We start from the raw sequence: 19,366 nt of genomic DNA on the forward strand, positions 1-19,366 counted from the left end.
ATGGCAGAAGACAAGAAGACGAAGCAGGAGTTGGAAGTGCAGGCGAAAATCGCGAATGACTTTAAGCTTGCGCGCAATGAGGCAGACATGGCTTTGAAAGCGTCTTACAGCGCGGAGATTCAGGCGCTGCTTGCAGAATGCAGCAAATATAACGGCGTGACGCAGCTGACGGAAGTCGGAAAGCGGCTGGATAAGCATTTGGCGAAATCGGGCAGCTTGCCATCGGAATTCTTCCGGAAGGAATTAAAGCAGATGCCGGGATGGATACCGGAGCATCTGGTCGAGGATTTCTGCTGTACGATCGATAGCATTACGAAATGGCAGGCGAGCGAGTCTTATTACAGAAGAACGGTGCGAATCAAGCACTACCGGGCATTTATGGGGCGTTATTTCTACATCATGAACACGTACCATGACATGGGAATTTACGGAACCGATCTCGTGTCGGTTTATACGGAGCAGCTGCCGCAGGATGTGCTGTGCTATTATCGGGATCAGAGTACAAATGGACGTCAGTCTGTGTCGGAATACTGGATTCAGGCGGAGTTAGATCGCGGAAATGAGAAGTTAGAAGCAATCATCATGGATATCTTATTTGGCGAGAGTGTGCAGACGAAGCTGTCCGTGGAGATCATCCGTGGCATCTGCATGAGCGGAAATACCCGGCTGCACGAGGCACTGGGCAAGCTGCTTTTGGCTGCGCGTCTGCAGGAAGGATTGCGTCAGGCAATCTGCGAGAATATGGATTACGGAACCGCGGAAGCTTTTCAGACGTTATTCCGCGTTGTGAAGGACAATGATATGCTCCGGTATGCGTCCGTGCTTAGGGCGGTTGCCACATGGACCGGACTCATTGCAAATGAGGAGAGCAAGATCGACCGGATTCAGGAGAAGCAGCTATATATCATCGATACCTATTTGCAGGATGAGAATGTCAGAGCACAGGCACTTAGAAGCGAAGATGCGATGGAAATCTATCTGGCACTCTGGTGCTATGGATTTTATGATGTGGACGATGCATGTGAGCGCATGGGTGAGATTGCGTTATCCGGGACGCGACACCAGCGCATGGTGTTCGGCATGTATATGGAGGCGATGCACCTAGGCAGGGTGTATGTACATGGCATTGCAAAGGAATTCGTGAAGCAGTTTTCGGATGAGCTTGACACGATCGCGGTGATCATGCCATGTCTCATGCCGGATCTCCAGTCGTATATACTTAATCTTGTCTATGAGAAAGGCAGACGTTATAACGGAACACTGCAGAAGATGAATTATGCGGATGTTGGGAAATATTTTGACAACCGGGAAGAGTGTCTGGCGGTTTATGATTGCTTAATGGAGATTCTGCGTCAGATACCTGGCAAGCGGCTGGAAATCAACCCGTGCGTATTCCCTTGGAATGTTGCATATCTGGACAGATCCGACTTGATTTTTCGACTTGCTGTGTGTGCCAGCGCACTTCGGGATGAGGCTAAGATTACAGAGATTGCGGAGATGCTGGGCGATATCGATGTATCGCGGTACGGCAGGGATACGCTGATGCTATTTTTGATCCGGGAGCCTGCAAATGCCCGCCAGCGTGAGATTCTCGTGGATGCGGTAGCAGACAAGGAGACATGCACGAGACAGGAAGCAGCGAAGCTTGTGAAGAAGATGAAGCTGGCGCCGGAGAACTATACGCAGCTTGAGAACATGCTCAAATATAAGAAATCCGACATCCGAGAGACGGTGCTTTCTATACTCTATCAGATGGATGAGGAGAAGCTGGATGGTCTGATCGGCAGACTGCTTACGGATGCGAAGGAAGAGAAGCGCACGGCAGGTTTGGATCTGCTGCTCCAGTTGAAGAAGGACGAGAACAGACAGCGAACATTTGAAAAATGTGTGGCACAGATTGACTATATGGCGCAGACAGTAGCGAATATATCGACGAAGGAGCAGATCCTGATCCGGGAGATCCGGAATACACATGCGGAACAGGCGGATGCGGAAGAAGGATACGGGCTTTATGATGTAAATGCGGAGTATGAACCGGTATTCGATTCTTCGTATCTGGAAGTATGCAAGGCTGTATACCGGCGTTATTTCCCGGAGAGCGGGATTGCGACAGGAAATGCCGGGAAGAGTGCCGGTGTATTTGCGAAGCTCAAGGCAAAATTTACTTCCGGGAAGAAGATAGAACCGGATACGTTCGACATCCATCATGTGCTTCGGGAACTGGACGTACTGTTTGATGCACATAAGAACGATGAATATGAGAGTGAAAACGGCGAAGTACGTATGCTTGGAGAACGGTTCGGATATTGGAGTGGGGACATACCATTTCCAGAGCTCTGGGAGGATTTCTACAGGAAAGAGATACAGACGCCGGAAGCGTGCATGCAGATCTATATTTATGTGAATGGCTATAATTCCGATAAAGCGTATTTTAAGCAATATTGCGAGAGCTTTGTGGATGATCTGTATGGAAGCCGGTATAACGAGGAGCTTCCGACCTATGGCTATATGTCACAGATGCAGACGATTCTGCGCGATCTCTATAACAAACACGTACCGGAAAGTGACAGAAGGAAGCTGGCTGTCGTCGCTGCGGATTATCTGCTCTCGCGCAAGGATGCGCTTGTGCAGGAGAAGAAGACGGTAAATCCAGCGTCTAAGAAGGAAATCATCTGTTATAGAAGTGTGCTTACGCAGGAACAGATCATGGTTATCACAGCGTATATTGCACCGGGCTACGCGGAATATGGAAGTGCAAATGATGTGGAGGCAGATTCGGCACAGGCGACAGAAAATGATACGGAGTTTCTGCATCTCTTCCCATATAATTATGCACTTGCGAAGTGCTTTAATTTCAAGATCCCGCATGATGTTGCGAACGATGGAAATGGCTATTACTGGGTAAATGTCGGTAAGATCATGCACGTGCCGGAGCTTTCGACGTACATTGCGGCATATACGAAGGGGCTGATCAGCCGGGACTGCCTGTATAAGATGGCGTTTGAGGGCAGCCGGATGGATGTAAACCTGAAGTGTTTGTCTGACATTGTGCGGTATATGACCGAGCGGGACAGACAGGTGCAGACAAGAGGCTATGAGTGGAGCTGGACAGCAGGTAATCGGCTGGAGTATGTGCGGAAAATGCTGCTGCATAACCCGGCGAAGGTGTTATCTGAGGCGGATCAGGCGAGCGTGGATACTGCGAAAGAACTGTATCAGGCGATGGCTGGGCTTGTCATGGAGGCGGAGCTTACACGTGGCGATACCGAGACCGCATTTTCCCAGTATGTATATGGGCTGACGAGAATCTATGGCGCGGCGTATTTTGTGCGGATTCTGTCGGCGCTCGGCAAGGAGACGCTGGAACGGTCGACGTATTTTAACAGCAGTTACAGCTCCAGTGTCAGACGAAGTGTGAGCAAGAAGAACAGCCTGTCGCATCTGTTGCAGGCGTGTCTGCCGGATGTCAATGACAGTGCGCAGACGCTTGGCGCACATCTGAAAGGGACGGATATCAGTGAGGCACGTTTAGTTGAGGCGGCAATGTATTCACCGGAGTGGATTGATATTGTGGGTGATTATCTTGGCTGGGATGGATTTACAGCCGGATGTTATTATTTTATGGCACATATGAATGAGTCGTTTGACAACAAGCGGACGGCGATGATCGCGCGCTATACGCCGCTTTCGGTTGAGGAATTAAATGATGGTGCATTTGACCGGGCGTGGTTTACGGAGGTCTACGAGAAGCTTGGAGAGAAGCATTTTACGCTCATATACAAGGCGGCGAAGTATATTTCTGATGGTGCCAAACATGCAAGAGCGAGAAAATACGCGGATGCGGCACTCGGCAAATATAATGAGACAGAGCTGATGCGTGAGATCGAGGCAAAGCGGAATAAAGACCTGCTGATGGCAGTCGGAATTCTGCCGATTGCAGATGAGACGCAGATCAAAGAACGGTATATGTTCCTGCAGAAGTTCAAGAAGGAGAGCAAACAGTTTGGTGCCCAGCGGAGAGCCAGCGAGGCGGCTGCGGTGCAGATTGCATTACAGAATATGGCAATCAATGCAGGCTATCAGGATGTGACGAGACTGATCCTACGGATGGAGAGTCTGGTGGCACAGGGCATGGCAGACTATTTCAAGCCGCATGAAGTCGGAGAAGTATCCGTATGGCTTGAGATGGAAGATGGCGGCAAATGTGCCCTGCTTGTGGAGAAAAATGGCAAGCAGCTGAAGTCTGTTCCGGCGAAGCTTAAGAAGGATGAATATATTGTGGCGATCACTGAGGCAAAAAAGCAGATGGCAGAGCAGGCAAGCCGCACGAAGGCGATGTTAGAAGATGCGATGGAGAGTCAGGAGACATACACGTATGCGGAGATTCAGGGCATGCTTGAAAATCCTGTGATTCACGATCTGGTGGCGGCACTTGTGTTCCGTGTGATGGATGGTGGCGGTGTGTCAGATCATACGCAGGAGGAACAGGCTGTATTTGGATTTGTCACAGCGAAAGGCATAGATGTATTTGCAAATCATGCAGCATATACAGATGAATCCGTGGAGACATTGGCAGATTCAGGAGATGAACCGTGTAACAGTTTGCATCATATTGAGCCATCCGACGATACATTACTGACTGTGGCGCATCCATTCCAGATGTACACACAGGGCATGTGGCATACGATTCAGAAATATGTGTTTGACAACCAGATCATCCAGCCGTTTAAGCAGGTGTTCCGCGAGCTGTATGTGAAGACGGAAGAAGAGCTTAACATGGAGCGTTCCTTGCGTTATGCGGGCAATCAGATCCAGCCGAAGAAGACGGTTGCGTGCCTGAGAACAAGACACTGGGTTGCCGACATCGAGGAAGGCTTGCAGAAGGTATATTACAAGGAAAATATCGTAGCGAGAATCTATGCACTGGCGGACTGGTTCTCGCCGGCAGATATCGAATCCCCAACACTGGAATGGGTTGTGTTCACTGATCGAAAGACAGGAAAGGATCTAAAGATTCGTGAGATTCCGGATATCATATTCTCGGAAGTTATGCGCGACGTGGATCTGGCAGTGAGCGTGGCACATGCAGGAGGCGTAGATCTGGAGACATCGCATTCGACCGTGGAGATGCGGAAGGCAATCGCGGAATTCACGATGCCGCTCTTCAAGCTGACGAATGTGACATTTACAAAGAATCATGCGGTGATTCACGGCGCACGTGCGAACTATACCGTGCATCTTGGCAGTGGCGTAGTCCATCAGGAGGCGGGACCTATGATCAATGTACTTCCGGTGCATTCGCAGCGGCGCGGACGGATATTCCTGCCATTTGTGGACGATGATCCGAAGACATCGGAAGTGCTGACAAAGATATTATTCTTTGCCGAAGATAAGAAGATCAAGGATCCATTTATACTCGAACAGATCCGGCAATAATGGTAAAAAATATTGGGTACACACTTCACAAAAGGTTCACAGTAAAATTAGCACTCGCCACTTGACAGTGCTAATAACCGGGTGTATAGTATAGTCACAATCAAGAAAGGGAAAAGAAAAGGAAAGAAGAAATAGAGAAAATCCCTTAGAGATTGCAAAGTTGTGATATTCAAACGACACCTCAGATTTCTCTGATAGTGCTTAAAGAATACCGTAGGCATTGGTTGTTTAAGTATGAAAGGAGATATGACTTATGTTTACACCTAGTATTTTTGGAGAAAATTTGTTTGACGATTGGATGGACGATTTTGAGAAGGAGTTTGACAAGGAGCTCCGGCCAGCGAAGAATCCGCTTTATGGTAAGCATGCGAAGAACATGATGAAGACAGATGTCCGTGAGACAGATGATTCCTATGAAGTTGACATTGACTTACCTGGATTCAAGAAAGACGAAGTGAATGCACAGCTGCATGATGGATACATTACGATATCCGCTGCGAAGGGTCTGGATAAGGACGAGAAGGATAAGAAGACCGGCAAGTATATCCGCCGTGAGCGTTATGCAGGCAGCATGATGCGAAGCTTCTATGTTGGCGATGAGATTAAGCAGGAAGATATCCATGCAAAGTTTGAGAATGGTATCCTGCAGTTGTCAATTCCGAAGAAGGAAGCAAAAGCCATTGCGCAGAATAACTACATTGCCATTGAATAATCTATGAGAATGTAGCTGCGGTGCATATAAATCTACACCATATACACAATCGACTTTGAAACTTAACGTAAAGTAAGGGAAGGAAGTGTGAGATATGGACAAGAATCCAAAACATCCATTGAAGAAAAAGAAAGTTATGCCGAAGGTTTGTGCAACAGCAAATCATAACGCAGATCAGCCGGAGATGGTCGCTTCTTCAAAGAAGAAACATTAGTGAGATATAAGAAATGCCCTGCATGTTGAAAGAACATGTGGGGCATTTCTTTTGCTGGTTTCTTACAAAATTTTTGAAAGATATATGTATTTCTGCACACGTAAAAATTACCATAATAATATTAAGATAACAATATAAATGCATGTAAGAATCTGATATAATATATTTACAGGTTATTTGATACGGTACCAAAGTAAAAGTATATGGTCATTGACTATATCATGGAAAACGAAAAAGAAAAGGAGATTCGGTATGCAGTTTGGTTATTTTGACAATGAGAATCGGGAGTATGTAATTACAAATCCCAAGACACCGGCACCTTGGGCGAACTACTTAGGCTCCCCGGAATATGGTGCTTTGATTTCAAACAATGCAGGTGGTTACAGTTTTGCAAAGTCTGGTGCGAATGGCAGAATCCTGCGCTATGTATTCAATAATTTCGATCAGCCGGGACGTTACATTTACATTCGTGACAATGACAGCAAAGATTACTGGTCTGCATCCTGGCAGCCGGTAGGAAAGAGCCTGGATACGTATAAGAGTGAGTGCCATCATGGTATTTCGTATACGAAGATTATGGCAGATTACAGTGATATTCACACAGAGGCACTCTATTATGTGCCATTGAATAAGACATATGAAGTATGGAATCTGAAAGTAACAAACAATGGTTCTGAAAAGAGAAATCTCACCCTGACCGGATATGCAGAATTTACAAACAACAGCAATTATGAGCAGGATCAGGTGAATCTGCAGTATTCATTATTTATTTCCAGGACAAGCTTTGTAGAAAACCGGATTCGCCAGACGGTGCATGGGAATCTGGATGTACTCGGAGCTGGTGAGACAGTCGATGATAAGCGTCCGACAGACCGGATCTTCGGACTTGCCGGAGCAGATGTTTCTTCCTATTGTGGAGATAAGGAAGTATTTATTGGAAGATGTAATGGCTATGGCAATCCGGATGGCGTGGTAAACGGAGATCTTGGAAATGCTTTAAGCTATAATGAAAATTCTTGTGGCGCGCTTTCTACTGTTGTTGAGCTTATGCCGGGTGAGACAAAGAATATTGCGTTTATCCTTGGATTAAAGGAAAATGATGAGGCAGAAGCTATCATGAACAGCTATACGGATCCAGCGGATGTCTGTGAGAAGGAACTGGCTGAGTTAAAGACTTACTGGGGTGAGAAATTCTCCCATTTCCAGGTACAGACACCAAGCAAGGAATTTGATTCGATGATTAATACCTGGCATGCCTATAACTGCTTCATGACATTTATCTGGTCAAGAGCAGCATCATTCATCTATTGTGGACTTCGGAACGGATACGGATATCGTGATACGGTGCAGGATATTCAGGGAATTATTCATCTGGCACCGGAGATGGCAGCAGATAAGATTCGATTTATGCTTTCGGCACAGGTTGCCAATGGTGGTGGACTTCCACTTGTGAAGTTCACACACAATGCCGGACATGAGGATACACCGGACGATGCTTCTTATGTGAAGGAGACAGGACATCCGGCATATCGTGCGGACGATGCATTGTGGCTGTTTCCAACAATTTATAAATATGTAACAGAAACCGGAAATCTGGCATTTATGGATGAAGTGATTCCTTATGCAAATAAAGATGAAGGTACGGTGTATGATCATCTGAAACGTGCGATTGATTTCTCTATGAAACATCTTGGCCGACATGGCATGCCGGCAGGACTTTATGCAGACTGGAATGACTGCCTGCGGCTTGGAAAAGATGGGGAGTCATCCTTTGTTGCATTGCAGTTTTATTATGCAATGACAATTCTTCGTAAATTCGCTGAGTATAAAAATGATTCTGCGTACATTTCTTATCTGGATAAGAGCCAGAAAGATCTCTGGAATGTGATTCAGAATCTCTGCTGGAATGAAGACCGATTTATCAGGGGCTTTACAGAAAAAGGAGAAGTAATCGGTCAAAGGACAGATCCGGAGGCAAATATGTGGCTGAATCCACAGAGTTGGGCGGTTATCAGCGGATTTGCCTCTAAGGCACAGGCGGAAGCTGCAATGGAGAATGTGTATGCGCAGTTAAATACAGCGTTTGGTGCCGTACTTATGGATCCACCGTACCATGCGCATGCATTTGATGGCGCTCTGGCGGTTATCTATAATCAGGGGGTAAAGGAAAATGCGGGAATATTCTCCCAGTCACAGGGCTGGCTGATCCTGGCAGAAGCATTACTTGGACATGGAAACCGTGCGTTTGAGTATTATATGGAGAATTCACCGGCAGCTCAGAATGATAAAGCAGAAGTGAGAAAGCTTGAACCTTATTGCTATGGTCAATTTACAGAGGGTAAGGCAAGTCCTCATTTTGGACGATCCCATGTGCACTGGCTGACGGGTACGGCATCAACAGTTATGGTAGGCAGTGTCGAAGGTATTCTGGGCATGCGCCCGGATTTCTATGGATTGCGGATAGCACCATCCATCCCGGCAGAATGGGACGGATTTACAGTGGAGAAGGATTTCCGCGGAAAGCATCTCCATATTGAGGTGAAAAATCCGGGACATGCAGAGTCTGGATTTAAGAGCATGGAAATCAATGGTCAGACTATCTTCAATAATTATGTGAAAGACGAGTGGCTTATGTCAAACGGGGATAATATAATCACATTATATATGTCATAGATTTTACCGGTCAGGGAGTCCGGAGGCATTCAGATACAGGGACTGATATCGCTTTGGTGTCAGTCCTGTCTGTTTTTTGAATACTTCTGTGAAGTAACTTTGATCTGAAAATGCAAGAATCGAAGCAATTTCAGCCGCGGAATAGGAAGAGTGAAGCAGCATATTTTTGGCAGTTTCAATCTTTGTCTGCTGGATATAGTCGCTGACTGTCATACCGGTTTCCTTGTGGAAAAGGCGGGAAAGATAGGATGAATTTAATCCTGTCAGCTCTGCAAGCCGGGAAAGCGTAATTTTCGTATGTAGATGATCGTAAATATAATCGAGGCATTTTGAAATTGGCTTTGAGGTGATCTTTTTCTTGCGCAGATTCTTCATGCGTCTGGCATAATCCAGGCAGGCTGTTGTATGAAGGGTATTTAATTCATCCATCGTAGAGACACGATCGGCTTCTTGAATATAGAAATCACTAAGGGCATATGAGGTAGACAAATCCAGACCGCCTTCAATGCAATAGCGCGCAAGCATCGCCATCGTGATTGCAAAATGATACTTCAAGCTTTGCAGTGGCGAATCAGATAATTCTCCAAGACCTTTTTTTTCACTGATCTTTGCTAGACATAGTTCTTTTGCTTTCTCAACATCGCCGGATTTTATAGTTGTATAAAATTCAAGTTCCGGGTCGTATTGCGCACGCAGAATCTCTTTATCTTTATAGACGTAATCGCGATATATTTTCCTGCTGATTTTCATACTTTGGCTCCATTAATTATATAAGATATAATTTATCGTGTTAAAACTTATCTGTATTTAGAATTGATATAATTATAGCAGATAATCTGTGTGAGAACAATCGAACAAAATGCAACAAATAATTGCTTTACTTTGTATTATGTATAGGGTACAATTTTCACAGCGCATTGTTTCAAATATCTTAGAAAATAAAAATGAACAAATGTTCGGATTTCTTATTGACTTTTCGAACAGAAGTGTAGTATAGTAGAACAAACAGAAACGAACATATGTTTTGATAACATGGATGGAAGATAACGGAGGTTTATGGTATGGCAAGCGAAGAAAAGATGAAAGCATTGGATGCGGCACTGGCGCAGATCGAGAAGCAGTATGGTAAGGGTTCAGTGATGAAGCTTGGAGATCAGTCTGCAAATATGGGAATTGATGTAGTTCCGACCGGTTCTCTGAGTCTGGATCTGGCACTTGGACTTGGAGGTATGCCAAGAGGACGTATTATTGAGATTTATGGTCCGGAGTCAAGTGGTAAGACAACCGTTGCACTGCATGTGGTTGCTGAAGTACAGAAGATGGGGGGGATCGCTGGTTTTATCGATGCAGAGCATGCACTCGATCCAACCTATGCATCCCATATTGGTGTCGATATTGATAACCTGTATATTTCACAGCCGGATAATGGCGAGCAGGCACTGGAGATTACAGAGACGATGGTTCGTTCCGGTGCGGTAGATGTAATTATTGTGGACTCTGTTGCAGCTCTTGTACCGAAGGCAGAGATTGACGGCGAGATGGGTGATTCCCATGTAGGTCTGCATGCGAGACTGATGTCTCAGGCACTCCGAAAGCTGACAGGTATTATCAGCAAGTCTAATTGTGTGGTTATCTTTATCAACCAGCTTCGTGAGAAAGTAGGTGTGATGTTTGGTAACCCAGAGACGACAACCGGTGGTCGTGCATTGAAGTTTTACGCATCTGTCCGTCTGGATGTGCGCCGGATTGAGACATTGAAGGTTGGTGGCGAAGTTGTTGGTAACCGTACAAGAGTCAAGGTTGTAAAAAATAAGGTTGCACCTCCATTCAAGGAAGCAGAGTTTGATATTATGTTTGGCAAGGGTATCTCCAAGGAAGGCGATATTTTGGATCTGGCTGTTTTGCATGATATCATCAACAAAGCAGGCGCATGGTACTCTTACAATGGGGAGAAAATCGGACAGGGACGTGAGAATACGAAGCTGTATCTGGCGAATAATCCGGATGTTATGGAAGAGATTGAGCAGCAGGTACGGAATAAGTGTGGGATTGGCGTAGATGCAGAGCAGACAGAAGACGAAGAGTCATAAGCAACAAACTACATACAGTGCATTTGATACGGCAATTTATTATCTTACCTTCCGGGATCGTTCCCGGAAGGAGCTTTGTGACAAGCTCGCAGAAAAAGGATATGAGGAAGCAGAGATTACAGATGCAATTGAGAAGCTGATGTCCTATGGTTATATTGATGACGAACGTTATGCCGCATCGTATATTCGGAATCAGATGCGTGCAAAAGGCAGACGCAGGATCACAATGGAGCTTTCCGGAAAAGGCGTAGATTCTGAGATGACGCGTGAATTGTGTATGGAACTGGTGCCCGATGAAGCGGATACGGTCTATGATTTACTGGAAAGACGTTATGGTAACTTGGATTTTTCAGATGAAGGACAGATGCGGCGTATGTATTCCTTTTTTGCACGACGGGGATTTAGGTATGAGGATATTCGCAGAGCGGTGTCAGAATATAGAAAAAATATTGAAAAAATATAGAAAAGTAATCTATTTTTTCTTACAATTTGCATAAAAAAAGTAAAGTATTCCTTGACACTAGTATAAAAAAAGTATAATATTTAAGTGTTGTAGTTATGCAATAAAACTAAATAAGGAGGTGCTCCTGAGTTGTCAGACGAAGCAATCAAATATGTGATTTTCGCTGTAATACTCGTGGTTGCAATTCTCGTTACCTGGTTTTTAGCGATTGCGTATCGTAAGAACGTGGCAGAGGCAAAGCTTGGTAAGGCAGAGGATAAGGCTAGAGAGATTATAGATGAAGCACTGAAAGCTGCGGAGGCAAAGAAACGTGAGACACTTCTTGAGGCGAAGGAAGAAGCCATGAAGACGAAGAATGAGATTGACAAAGAAGTCAAGGATCGTCGGAATGAGCTTCAGCGCATGGAAAAGCGTGTTCTTTCCAGAGAGGAAAATCTCGACCGGAAGACCGAAGCTGTAGAGAAGAAAGAAGCTTCATTATCACGTAAAGAGGCAGAACTCACGAAGCTGAAGCAGGAAGTTTCAGATTTGGAAGCAAAAAGAACTCAGGAACTGGAAAGAATTTCCGGATTAACCTCTGAACAAGCAAAGGAATACTTATTAAAGACTGTTGAAGACGAAGTAAAGCATGAAACAGCAGTCATGATCAAAGAATTAGAAACACGAGCAAAAGAAGAAGCAGATAAGAAGGCAAAGGATTACGTTGTGACAGCTATTCAGAAGTGTGCTGTTGATCATGTATCAGAGACAACGATTTCCTTAGTACAGTTGCCTAACGATGAGATGAAGGGAAGAATCATTGGTCGTGAAGGACGAAACATTCGTACTTTAGAGACTATGACAGGTGTTGATTTAATTATTGATGATACACCGGAAGCAGTTTTGCTTTCAAGTTTTGATCCGGTTCGTAGAGAAGTAGCCAGAATCGCACTTGAAAAGCTGATTGTGGATGGAAGAATCCATCCGGCACGTATTGAAGAGATGGTCGAGAAGGCTCAGAAAGAGGTCGAGACTATGATGCGTGAAGAGGGAGAGGCTGCAACCCTGGAAGTCGGTGTACATGGTTTACATCCTGAACTGATACGTCTTCTTGGTAAGATGAAGTTCAGAACAAGTTATGGACAGAATGCATTGAAGCATTCTATTGAGGTAGCTCATTTGTCCGGTTTGCTTGCCGGAGAGCTTGGGCTTGATGTTCGTGTAGCAAAGCGTGCAGGTTTGTTACATGATATCGGAAAATCTATTGATCATGATGCAGGTATGGAAGGTTCTCACGTATCCATTGGTGTTGATCTTTGTAGAAAGTACAAGGAGTCGGCAACGATTATCAACGCTGTTGAGGCACACCATGGTGATGTAGAACCACAGAGTTTGATCGCATGTATTGTACAGGCTGCAGATGCTATATCTGCTGCACGTCCAGGTGCAAGACGCGAGACGTTGGAGACATATACAACACGTCTGAAGTCCTTGGAAGACATTGCCAATGGATTTAAGGGTGTTGATAAGACTTTTGCTATTCAGGCGGGACGAGAAATTCGAGTAATGGTAGTTCCAGAGCAGGTAACAGATGCGGATATGGTATTACTCGCACGGGATATCTCAAAGAAGATTGAATCAGAACTTGAATATCCGGGCACAATCAAGGTAAACTTGATCCGAGAGTCGAGAGTAACCGATTACGCAAAGTAATTTTTGTTATCAATGAATTTATGGAAAGTATTGAGAATACAAGTTTTCAATACTTTCCTTTTTTGTTTATTTCCTGTATTATATATAGAGATAAATTATGAATGTGAATGGAAGCAGAGGTACATAAATATGGTTGAATTTAAAAGAAAAAGTCTGGAATTATTGTATGATGCGAAAATCGTAGCCTTATATAAGGATATTTTGGAGACACCGGATGGTGGAGAAGTTGTATATGATCTGATCAGACATAAGTCCGGAGGCGGTGCAGGTATCCTGCTGGTGGATGAGGAAGAGTATACTTATCTGGTGAGGCAGTACCGTAATTCTTTGGATGCAGTAGATCTGGAAATTCCGGCAGGGGGATATAGCTTCCATGGAGAATCCGGTGAGATATGTGCTCTTCGGGAAGCAGAGGAGGAGACCGGCTGGATTCCACAGGATATCTATCATGTGAACAATATGATCTCTTCGGTTGGGACCTTTGACGAGAAAACAGACGTCTATATTGGACGCAATCTGAAAAAAGGCAAGCGGCATTTGGATCCGACGGAGTTTATCGAGATTGTTCGAGTATCTATGGAAGAGGCGAGAGAGATGATTTATTCGGGTAAGATTGTAGATAGCAAGACAATTGTCGCGATTCTTGCTTATTATGATAAGAAGAGTCGAGGAATATTTAATTAGACAGGCACATATGCTTTAGGGAGTGAACAATCACTCCCTAATTTTTATGCAGTAGGAGTAGAAGAAAATGCCATATGAAAGTGAAAAAATAAAGAGCCGTGTATTTTATTATCTATGCATGGTGTTAGCAGGATGCATTCTTGCGAACGTTGTGCTGCGATGCGATCGGGATTTACAGGCGTTTATATTACCATTTACAGATAGCAGTCAGTTGGCTGGTATATCGGTGCAGAAAACAATGCTTTATGTATTTTTGCAACGTGTAAAGCAGATGGTCATTGTATATCTGCTGTATAAGGTGTTTCCGGCAAAGGCGGTATTTTCAATCGGGTTGAGTGTATTACTGTTCCTGTTTGGCTTTGTAATCAGTTGTCAGATGTTTTATCTTGGTATTTCCGGGGTTTGGTTCCTGCTGTTGTGCCTGTTTCCACATTACCTGATCTATCTTGGAATGTTGTATTATCTGGCGGTGGAAGTACGTAAGACAGGAGAGGATAAAATGAGGAAAAGAATGGCGGTGTTAGTTCTTATTATGACGTTTTTTGTCGGAATTATATCTGAGAGTATTCTTTCAAAAATTTTTTTAAAAAATTTTCTCCAATATATAGGCATGTAAATACATGCATTTCAACATATTGTATAAATGTTACAAAATGTTACAAAATTTGAAAAAATGTGAAAAAATTATGTTTGATTTTAGACGGAATAGTAATTATAATGTAATAGATAAAGGCAGAATGTAGTCGGAATAGGATGCATTTTGTCGAGGGAATGGAAGGACTTTGGGTATGGAAACACAGATTGAGAATTACATTGATTACTTGAATAGCGTGAAGCATGCAAGTGCGAATACGATTGCATCCTATCGGAGAGACTTGAAGAAGATGAGCCGCTTTTTTGCGGACAGACAGTGTATGGATGTGCGCGAGCTTCGGGGAACAGACCTGAATTCGTATGTGCTGGATATGGAGAGTCATGGTATGTCCACAGCGACGATATCCAGAAGCATCGCAAGTATGAAATCGTTTTTCCTGTATCTGTTAAAGCAGGGCGAGATCACAGAAGATTATGCGGACGCATTGAAGCCACCGAAGATTGAGAAGAAAGCACCTGAGACACTTTCTATAGAGGAGATTAATCTGCTCTTAGATCAGCCGTCGCGCCTGACACCAAAGGAAATCCGGGACAAGGCAATGTTGGAGCTTTTGTACGCGACGGGGATGCGTGTATCAGAACTTATTAATCTGAAGATTACAGATGTCAATCTGACAATGAATTATATATTGTGCCGGGATGCATCAAAGGAACGAGTGATTCCAATCGAGAATGTAGCGAAGATGGCACTGGAGAATTATATTAAGTCTGTGCGGGAAGCCATCAGTCATGGAAGTATGTTCCTTTTTACGAATATGAAAGGGCAGCCGATGACCAGACAGGGTTTCTGGAAGCTGATCAAGGCGTATGCGGCAAAAGCTGGTATCGAGAAGGATATCACACCACATATGATTCGTCATTCCTTTGCATCACATCTGGTATCAAATGGCGCAGATCTGAAGGCCGTGCAGGAGATGCTCGGACATTCAGATATCTCGACTACACAGATTTATCTGCGTAGCAGACAGAGCAAATTAAAAGAAGAATATGAAAAAGCACATCCACGTGCAAAGATGGCTTGAATGTCATATAGGAATATGAAATAAACCTCATTATCAGAAAAGTCTGGTAATGAGGTTTTTTACTGAATGTCAGACAATATTATTGCTGTTTTTGAAGATTGGTGAATATGTTGTCACTCACACCGTGTTGCAGCAGATAGTCTTCCCATAATGCATAATACTGTGCCTGCAAATGGACACCATCGTGGGAATAATCTGATTTTATTCCCAGTGGAACGGTTCCATCCATGTCACAGACGGTTGGATTCATGTCGAGATAGAAGATATGTTGACCATCCGCATATTGTGCAATCAGAGCATTTCTGCAATCGATGTTGTCATTGTTATACACATCGGATTTGTCAGCGTAGCTCTGGGTAACGTGCATCATTCCCATGATAAATATCGCAGCATCTGGCTGTAATTCCTGAATTTGATCTAAGACTCGTTTGTATTGCGCCTGATAGTCTTTGGCGTGTCCGGTACCAAGCTCATTTACTCCACACATAATATATATTTTCTTATACTGTTTTGCTGCAAGGGCGTAAGGAACCGTTTCTCCGTTAGCCATAGGCTTTTCCATCAGATCCCAGATAGAGATACCATCCTTGTAATAAAAATCTGCACTGGAGTTTATGCGAAGGGTACCATAATCATGAAGTCCCTCAATACGGGAATCTCCGATAAACACAGCATCATCAAAATAATGTGCATCTACAGAAATATAATCGTAATTCGTTGTGCATGCAATCTGATCGTTGTCTTCGTAGTAAGCAGACCGTGCATACCGCATAGGCACTGTTTCATAGGTTGTAGGAATCGGTTCACTTCCATCCGTGCGTACAGCATCTGAGGGAGTAGCCTCAGGCGTAGCATCTGATGTGGTAGCGTCCAACGCAGTAGCAGTTTTTTCAGGAATGGAATCTATAATATCTGTCGGAATGGATGTAGTTTCTTTCAAAAAAGGATCCTCTTTTATCATTGCAGACATAAAAAGGGTGTGATCCTTGGAGATTCGTAAATGAAATTCTCCGCCGATACCGCCGGCTATGGCATATAAGGTATATCCCGTAACAGATAATAAAATCAGGGATATAAGAGGACATTCACGGAGAAATTTCCACAGTTTATTAAATTGATGGGGAAAGTTATGCATATGTTTAAGCCTTCTTAAAATTTAAAATATAAAAACGGGTTGTCTGCACCGGAGGCAATCTGGTAGACAGAGAGCCAGAAGAGTACAAGCAGTATAATCTTACATCCCCACGTTTTATGAAAGCGGTTTAACAGCTTCATAGGGATGGAAGTACAGCAAATAGCACAGATGGCAAATAACCACCAATAAGTTCCAAGCAGTTCCCAAAACTTTGGAAGAGTATTGACCTGAATTGATCCTTTTACAGGCAGGAAAAATAACCGTTTCAGGTAATTTCCTAAAGTAGGCAGATCGGAAATGTTGAAGATTGTCCAGGAAACCGGGATTACAATCAACATATAAATATGAGACAGGATTTTATGCTTTTCCAGCTTGTCCAGTAAAAACAGTTTCTCAACTGTCTGCAGGACGAAGAAAAACATCCCCCATATAATAAAATTCCAATTAGCGCCATGCCAGAGTCCGGTGAGCAGCCATACAATAAATATATTGAGAATCATTCGTTTTTTCCCTTTGCGGTTTCCGCCCAGAGGGATATAGACATATTCCCGGAACCATCTGCCAAGTGTGATATGCCATCTTCGCCAAAAATCAGTGGAAGAGGTTGCGCAGTAAGGGTTTCTAAAGTTGGTAGGAAGCTTGAAACCAAGAATCCTGCCAAGACCGATTGCCATCAGGGTATATCCAAAAAAGTCAAAGAAAAGCTGCATGGAAAATCCCCAGGAACCAAGCCATGCGGTAAGTGGATGGATTCCCATAACACCGGCAACCATAATGGTGTTCCAGATGGAGGCAATTTTGTTTGCAAGCAATACTTTGTAAGCAAGTCCAAGTACAAAAACTGTAGTACCCCATTCCAGCTGGGACAAAGAAACCTTACGGCTTTTCAGGCTTTTTCTGACCTCATCAAATCCGGTAATCGGCCCCTCAATCAGTTTTGGAAACATACAAAGATAGGTAGCAAAATCTATAATCCCTTCGGCAGGCTCGTATTTGCGCCGATAGACGTCTATGACATAGGAGGCTGCCTGAAAAGTATAAAAACTGATACCGAGTGGAAGTGTGAATGGTACAAGCTTCCAAATGGTTGTACCGGCGATATCATTTATGATGCCGATAAAAAAATTCAGGTATTTAAAAAAGAATAATAAACCAAAGTTAAATACCATGGAAGCAATCAGCCATATCATCCGGAGCTTCTGAGAGGATACACCGGATGCATCCTCCTTCTTCCATGCATTTGCAATCTGCATCGCTGCAAAATGATTGGCAAGGACAGAGAGAATCATCAAAAGAATGTAGGATGGTTCTCCGATTCCATAGAAGATCAGACTTCCAATCAATAAAATACCGTTTCTATACTTAAATGGAACTGCAAAATATACAATCAAAAAAACCGGTAAGAAACGGAATAAAAACTCTATACTTGAAAAGACCATGTTATAAATCCTTCTTCACTAGTTGTAAATCTTTTTCAGTGTATCTATTTTGGCAGTTGTATTTTGCATGAGCAGATCCAGAACTGTGATCGCACACATGGATTCTACAACTACAACGGCACGTGGACCGATGATTGGATCATGACGTCCTTTGATCTCCATCGTGATTGCTTCATGTGCCCGTGTGATGGTTTCCTGCGCCTGAAAGATAGATGGCGTAGGCTTGAATGAAGCACGTACCAGAATCGGACTGCCGTCACTCATGCCGCCAAGTGTTCCACCAGAGTGGTTGGTACGTTTTCTTACAGTATCTCCATCCATGTAAAAATTATCATTGTTTTCGGAACCAATCGAAGCGGTGACAGCTGTACCATCCCCGATTTCAATTGCCTTGACGGCGCCAATCGACATGACAGCCTGTGCCAGCTTGGCATCGAGCTTGTCGAAGACAGGTTCACCAACACCGGCAGGAACACCGGTTATGATGCATTCCACCATAGAACCAACGGAATCTTTCTTTTCCATCATTTCCTGTAAATAAGCAGCAGCCTGCTTGGCACATGCCGAATCCGGCATATACAGCGGGTTCTGGCTGATAGCATCAAAATCAATATCGGAATCCGGTACTTTGATTGAACCGATAGCACGCGTATATGCGGTCAGGGTAATGCCAAGTTCTTTCAGAACTTTTGCAGCAACTGCACCGGCAGCAACACGACCGATTGTCTCGCGACCGGAGGAACGACCGCCACCACGGTAATCGCGGAAGCCGTACTTTTCATCAAAGCAGTAGTCTGCATGCCCCGGGCGGTAGCTTTCTGCAATCGAACCGTAGTCTTTGGATTTCTGATCTTCATTCATAACAACGAGAGAAATCGGGGTGCCGGTTGTCTTCCCTTCAAAAACGCCGGACAGGATAGAAACCTTGTCACCCTCGTTCCGTTTCGTTGTGAATTCGTTTTGCCCGGGTTTTCTACGATTAAGATAGATCTGGATATCTTCCTCTGAGAGAGTAATTCCCGCGGGACAGCCATCGATAACAACGCCGAGTCCTTTTCCGTGGGATTCTCCCCAGGTTGTTACTGTAAATAATTTGCCATATATAGAACCTGCCATAGGTTTGATTTCCTTTCATATTTATAATATAATATT

General features: G+C 44.1%; 13 protein-coding genes. 9 read left to right on the forward strand and 4 right to left on the reverse strand.

Going from position 1 to position 19,366, the window contains the following annotated elements; translation table 11 throughout:
* The 3 genes from ACZQK9_RS01525 to ACZQK9_RS01535 all read left to right on the forward strand — a co-directional run bounded on the left by ACZQK9_RS01525 (position 1) and on the right by ACZQK9_RS01535 (position 9,035).
* Entirely contained in the window at positions 1-5,436 is a 5,436-nt protein-coding gene (locus tag ACZQK9_RS01525; protein ID WP_483269392.1) for a DUF4132 domain-containing protein, read from the forward strand.
* A 253-nt stretch (positions 5,437-5,689) separates the two neighbouring features.
* Positions 5,690-6,148, forward strand: coding sequence for an Hsp20/alpha crystallin family protein (locus ACZQK9_RS01530; protein ID WP_195540754.1), 459 nt, complete (start codon positions 5,690-5,692; stop codon positions 6,146-6,148).
* Positions 6,149-6,614: 466 nt separating this feature from the next.
* A complete protein-coding gene (locus ACZQK9_RS01535; protein WP_483269393.1) occupies positions 6,615-9,035 on the forward strand; it encodes a glycoside hydrolase family 94 protein in 2,421 nt (806 codons plus the stop codon).
* A gap of 3 nt (positions 9,036-9,038) precedes the next feature.
* Here the strand turns inward: ACZQK9_RS01535 and ACZQK9_RS01540 are convergent, their stop codons facing one another.
* Complete coding sequence (locus ACZQK9_RS01540) at positions 9,039-9,785, reverse strand: helix-turn-helix domain-containing protein (RefSeq protein ID WP_483269394.1); 747 nt, start codon at positions 9,783-9,785, stop codon at positions 9,039-9,041.
* Positions 9,786-10,096: 311 nt separating this feature from the next.
* On the opposite strand from ACZQK9_RS01540, the gene recA reads away from it, so the two are divergent.
* From recA to xerD, 6 genes are all read left to right on the forward strand, one after another.
* Positions 10,097-11,125, forward strand: coding sequence for a recombinase RecA (recA, locus tag ACZQK9_RS01545; RefSeq protein ID WP_483269395.1), 1,029 nt, complete (start codon positions 10,097-10,099; stop codon positions 11,123-11,125).
* Complete coding sequence (locus ACZQK9_RS01550; RefSeq protein WP_483269396.1) at positions 11,094-11,588, forward strand: regulatory protein RecX; 495 nt, start codon at positions 11,094-11,096, stop codon at positions 11,586-11,588. Before recA ends, ACZQK9_RS01550 begins: the two co-directional genes overlap by 32 nt.
* A 129-nt stretch (positions 11,589-11,717) precedes the next feature.
* Positions 11,718-13,280 (forward strand): ribonuclease Y, encoded by a 1,563-nt coding sequence (rny, locus tag ACZQK9_RS01555; RefSeq protein ID WP_021986050.1) that lies wholly within the window; start codon positions 11,718-11,720, stop codon positions 13,278-13,280.
* A 129-nt stretch (positions 13,281-13,409) separates the two neighbouring features.
* Complete coding sequence (locus ACZQK9_RS01560) at positions 13,410-13,964, forward strand: NUDIX hydrolase (RefSeq protein WP_178016670.1); 555 nt, start codon at positions 13,410-13,412, stop codon at positions 13,962-13,964.
* A gap of 67 nt (positions 13,965-14,031) precedes the next feature.
* A complete protein-coding gene (locus tag ACZQK9_RS01565; RefSeq protein WP_483269397.1) occupies positions 14,032-14,580 on the forward strand; it encodes a hypothetical protein in 549 nt (182 codons plus the stop codon).
* A 172-nt stretch (positions 14,581-14,752) separates the two neighbouring features.
* Complete coding sequence (gene xerD / locus ACZQK9_RS01570) at positions 14,753-15,640, forward strand: site-specific tyrosine recombinase XerD (RefSeq protein WP_178016672.1); 888 nt, start codon at positions 14,753-14,755, stop codon at positions 15,638-15,640.
* Positions 15,641-15,719: 79 nt separating this feature from the next.
* Here xerD and ACZQK9_RS01575 read toward each other — a convergent pair whose 3' ends face one another.
* From ACZQK9_RS01575 to aroC, 3 genes are all read right to left on the reverse strand, one after another.
* Positions 15,720-16,580 carry a GDSL-type esterase/lipase family protein gene (locus tag ACZQK9_RS01575; RefSeq protein WP_483269398.1) on the reverse strand — a complete coding sequence of 287 codons (861 nt, stop codon included), beginning with the start codon at positions 16,578-16,580 and terminating at the stop codon, positions 15,720-15,722.
* A gap of 209 nt (positions 16,581-16,789) precedes the next feature.
* A complete protein-coding gene (locus ACZQK9_RS01580; protein ID WP_483269399.1) occupies positions 16,790-18,214 on the reverse strand; it encodes an MBOAT family O-acyltransferase in 1,425 nt (474 codons plus the stop codon).
* Positions 18,215-18,232: 18 nt separating this feature from the next.
* Positions 18,233-19,330 carry a chorismate synthase gene (gene aroC / locus ACZQK9_RS01585; protein ID WP_483269400.1) on the reverse strand — a complete coding sequence of 366 codons (1,098 nt, stop codon included), beginning with the start codon at positions 19,328-19,330 and terminating at the stop codon, positions 18,233-18,235.
* Between the last annotated feature and the right edge of the window lie 36 nt (positions 19,331-19,366).

This window comes from Wujia sp., assembly GCF_056872695.1.

What these genes read in the sequence shown, in the direction of transcription:
- aroC (WP_483269400.1), bottom strand. Translation starts at nt 19,330, where the DNA reads ATGGCAGGTTCTATATATGGCAAATTATTTACAGTAACAACCTGGGGA.
- recA (WP_483269395.1), top strand. Translation starts at nt 10,097, where the DNA reads ATGGCAAGCGAAGAAAAGATGAAAGCATTGGATGCGGCACTGGCGCAG.
- ACZQK9_RS01530 (WP_195540754.1), top strand. Translation starts at nt 5,690, where the DNA reads ATGTTTACACCTAGTATTTTTGGAGAAAATTTGTTTGACGATTGGATG.
- ACZQK9_RS01540 (WP_483269394.1), bottom strand. Translation starts at nt 9,785, where the DNA reads ATGAAAATCAGCAGGAAAATATATCGCGATTACGTCTATAAAGATAAA.
- ACZQK9_RS01535 (WP_483269393.1), top strand. Translation starts at nt 6,615, where the DNA reads ATGCAGTTTGGTTATTTTGACAATGAGAATCGGGAGTATGTAATTACA.
- ACZQK9_RS01525 (WP_483269392.1), top strand. Translation starts at nt 1, where the DNA reads ATGGCAGAAGACAAGAAGACGAAGCAGGAGTTGGAAGTGCAGGCGAAA.
- ACZQK9_RS01560 (WP_178016670.1), top strand. Translation starts at nt 13,410, where the DNA reads ATGGTTGAATTTAAAAGAAAAAGTCTGGAATTATTGTATGATGCGAAA.
- ACZQK9_RS01580 (WP_483269399.1), bottom strand. Translation starts at nt 18,214, where the DNA reads ATGGTCTTTTCAAGTATAGAGTTTTTATTCCGTTTCTTACCGGTTTTT.
- ACZQK9_RS01565 (WP_483269397.1), top strand. Translation starts at nt 14,032, where the DNA reads ATGCCATATGAAAGTGAAAAAATAAAGAGCCGTGTATTTTATTATCTA.
- xerD (WP_178016672.1), top strand. Translation starts at nt 14,753, where the DNA reads ATGGAAACACAGATTGAGAATTACATTGATTACTTGAATAGCGTGAAG.
- ACZQK9_RS01550 (WP_483269396.1), top strand. Translation starts at nt 11,094, where the DNA reads ATGCAGAGCAGACAGAAGACGAAGAGTCATAAGCAACAAACTACATAC.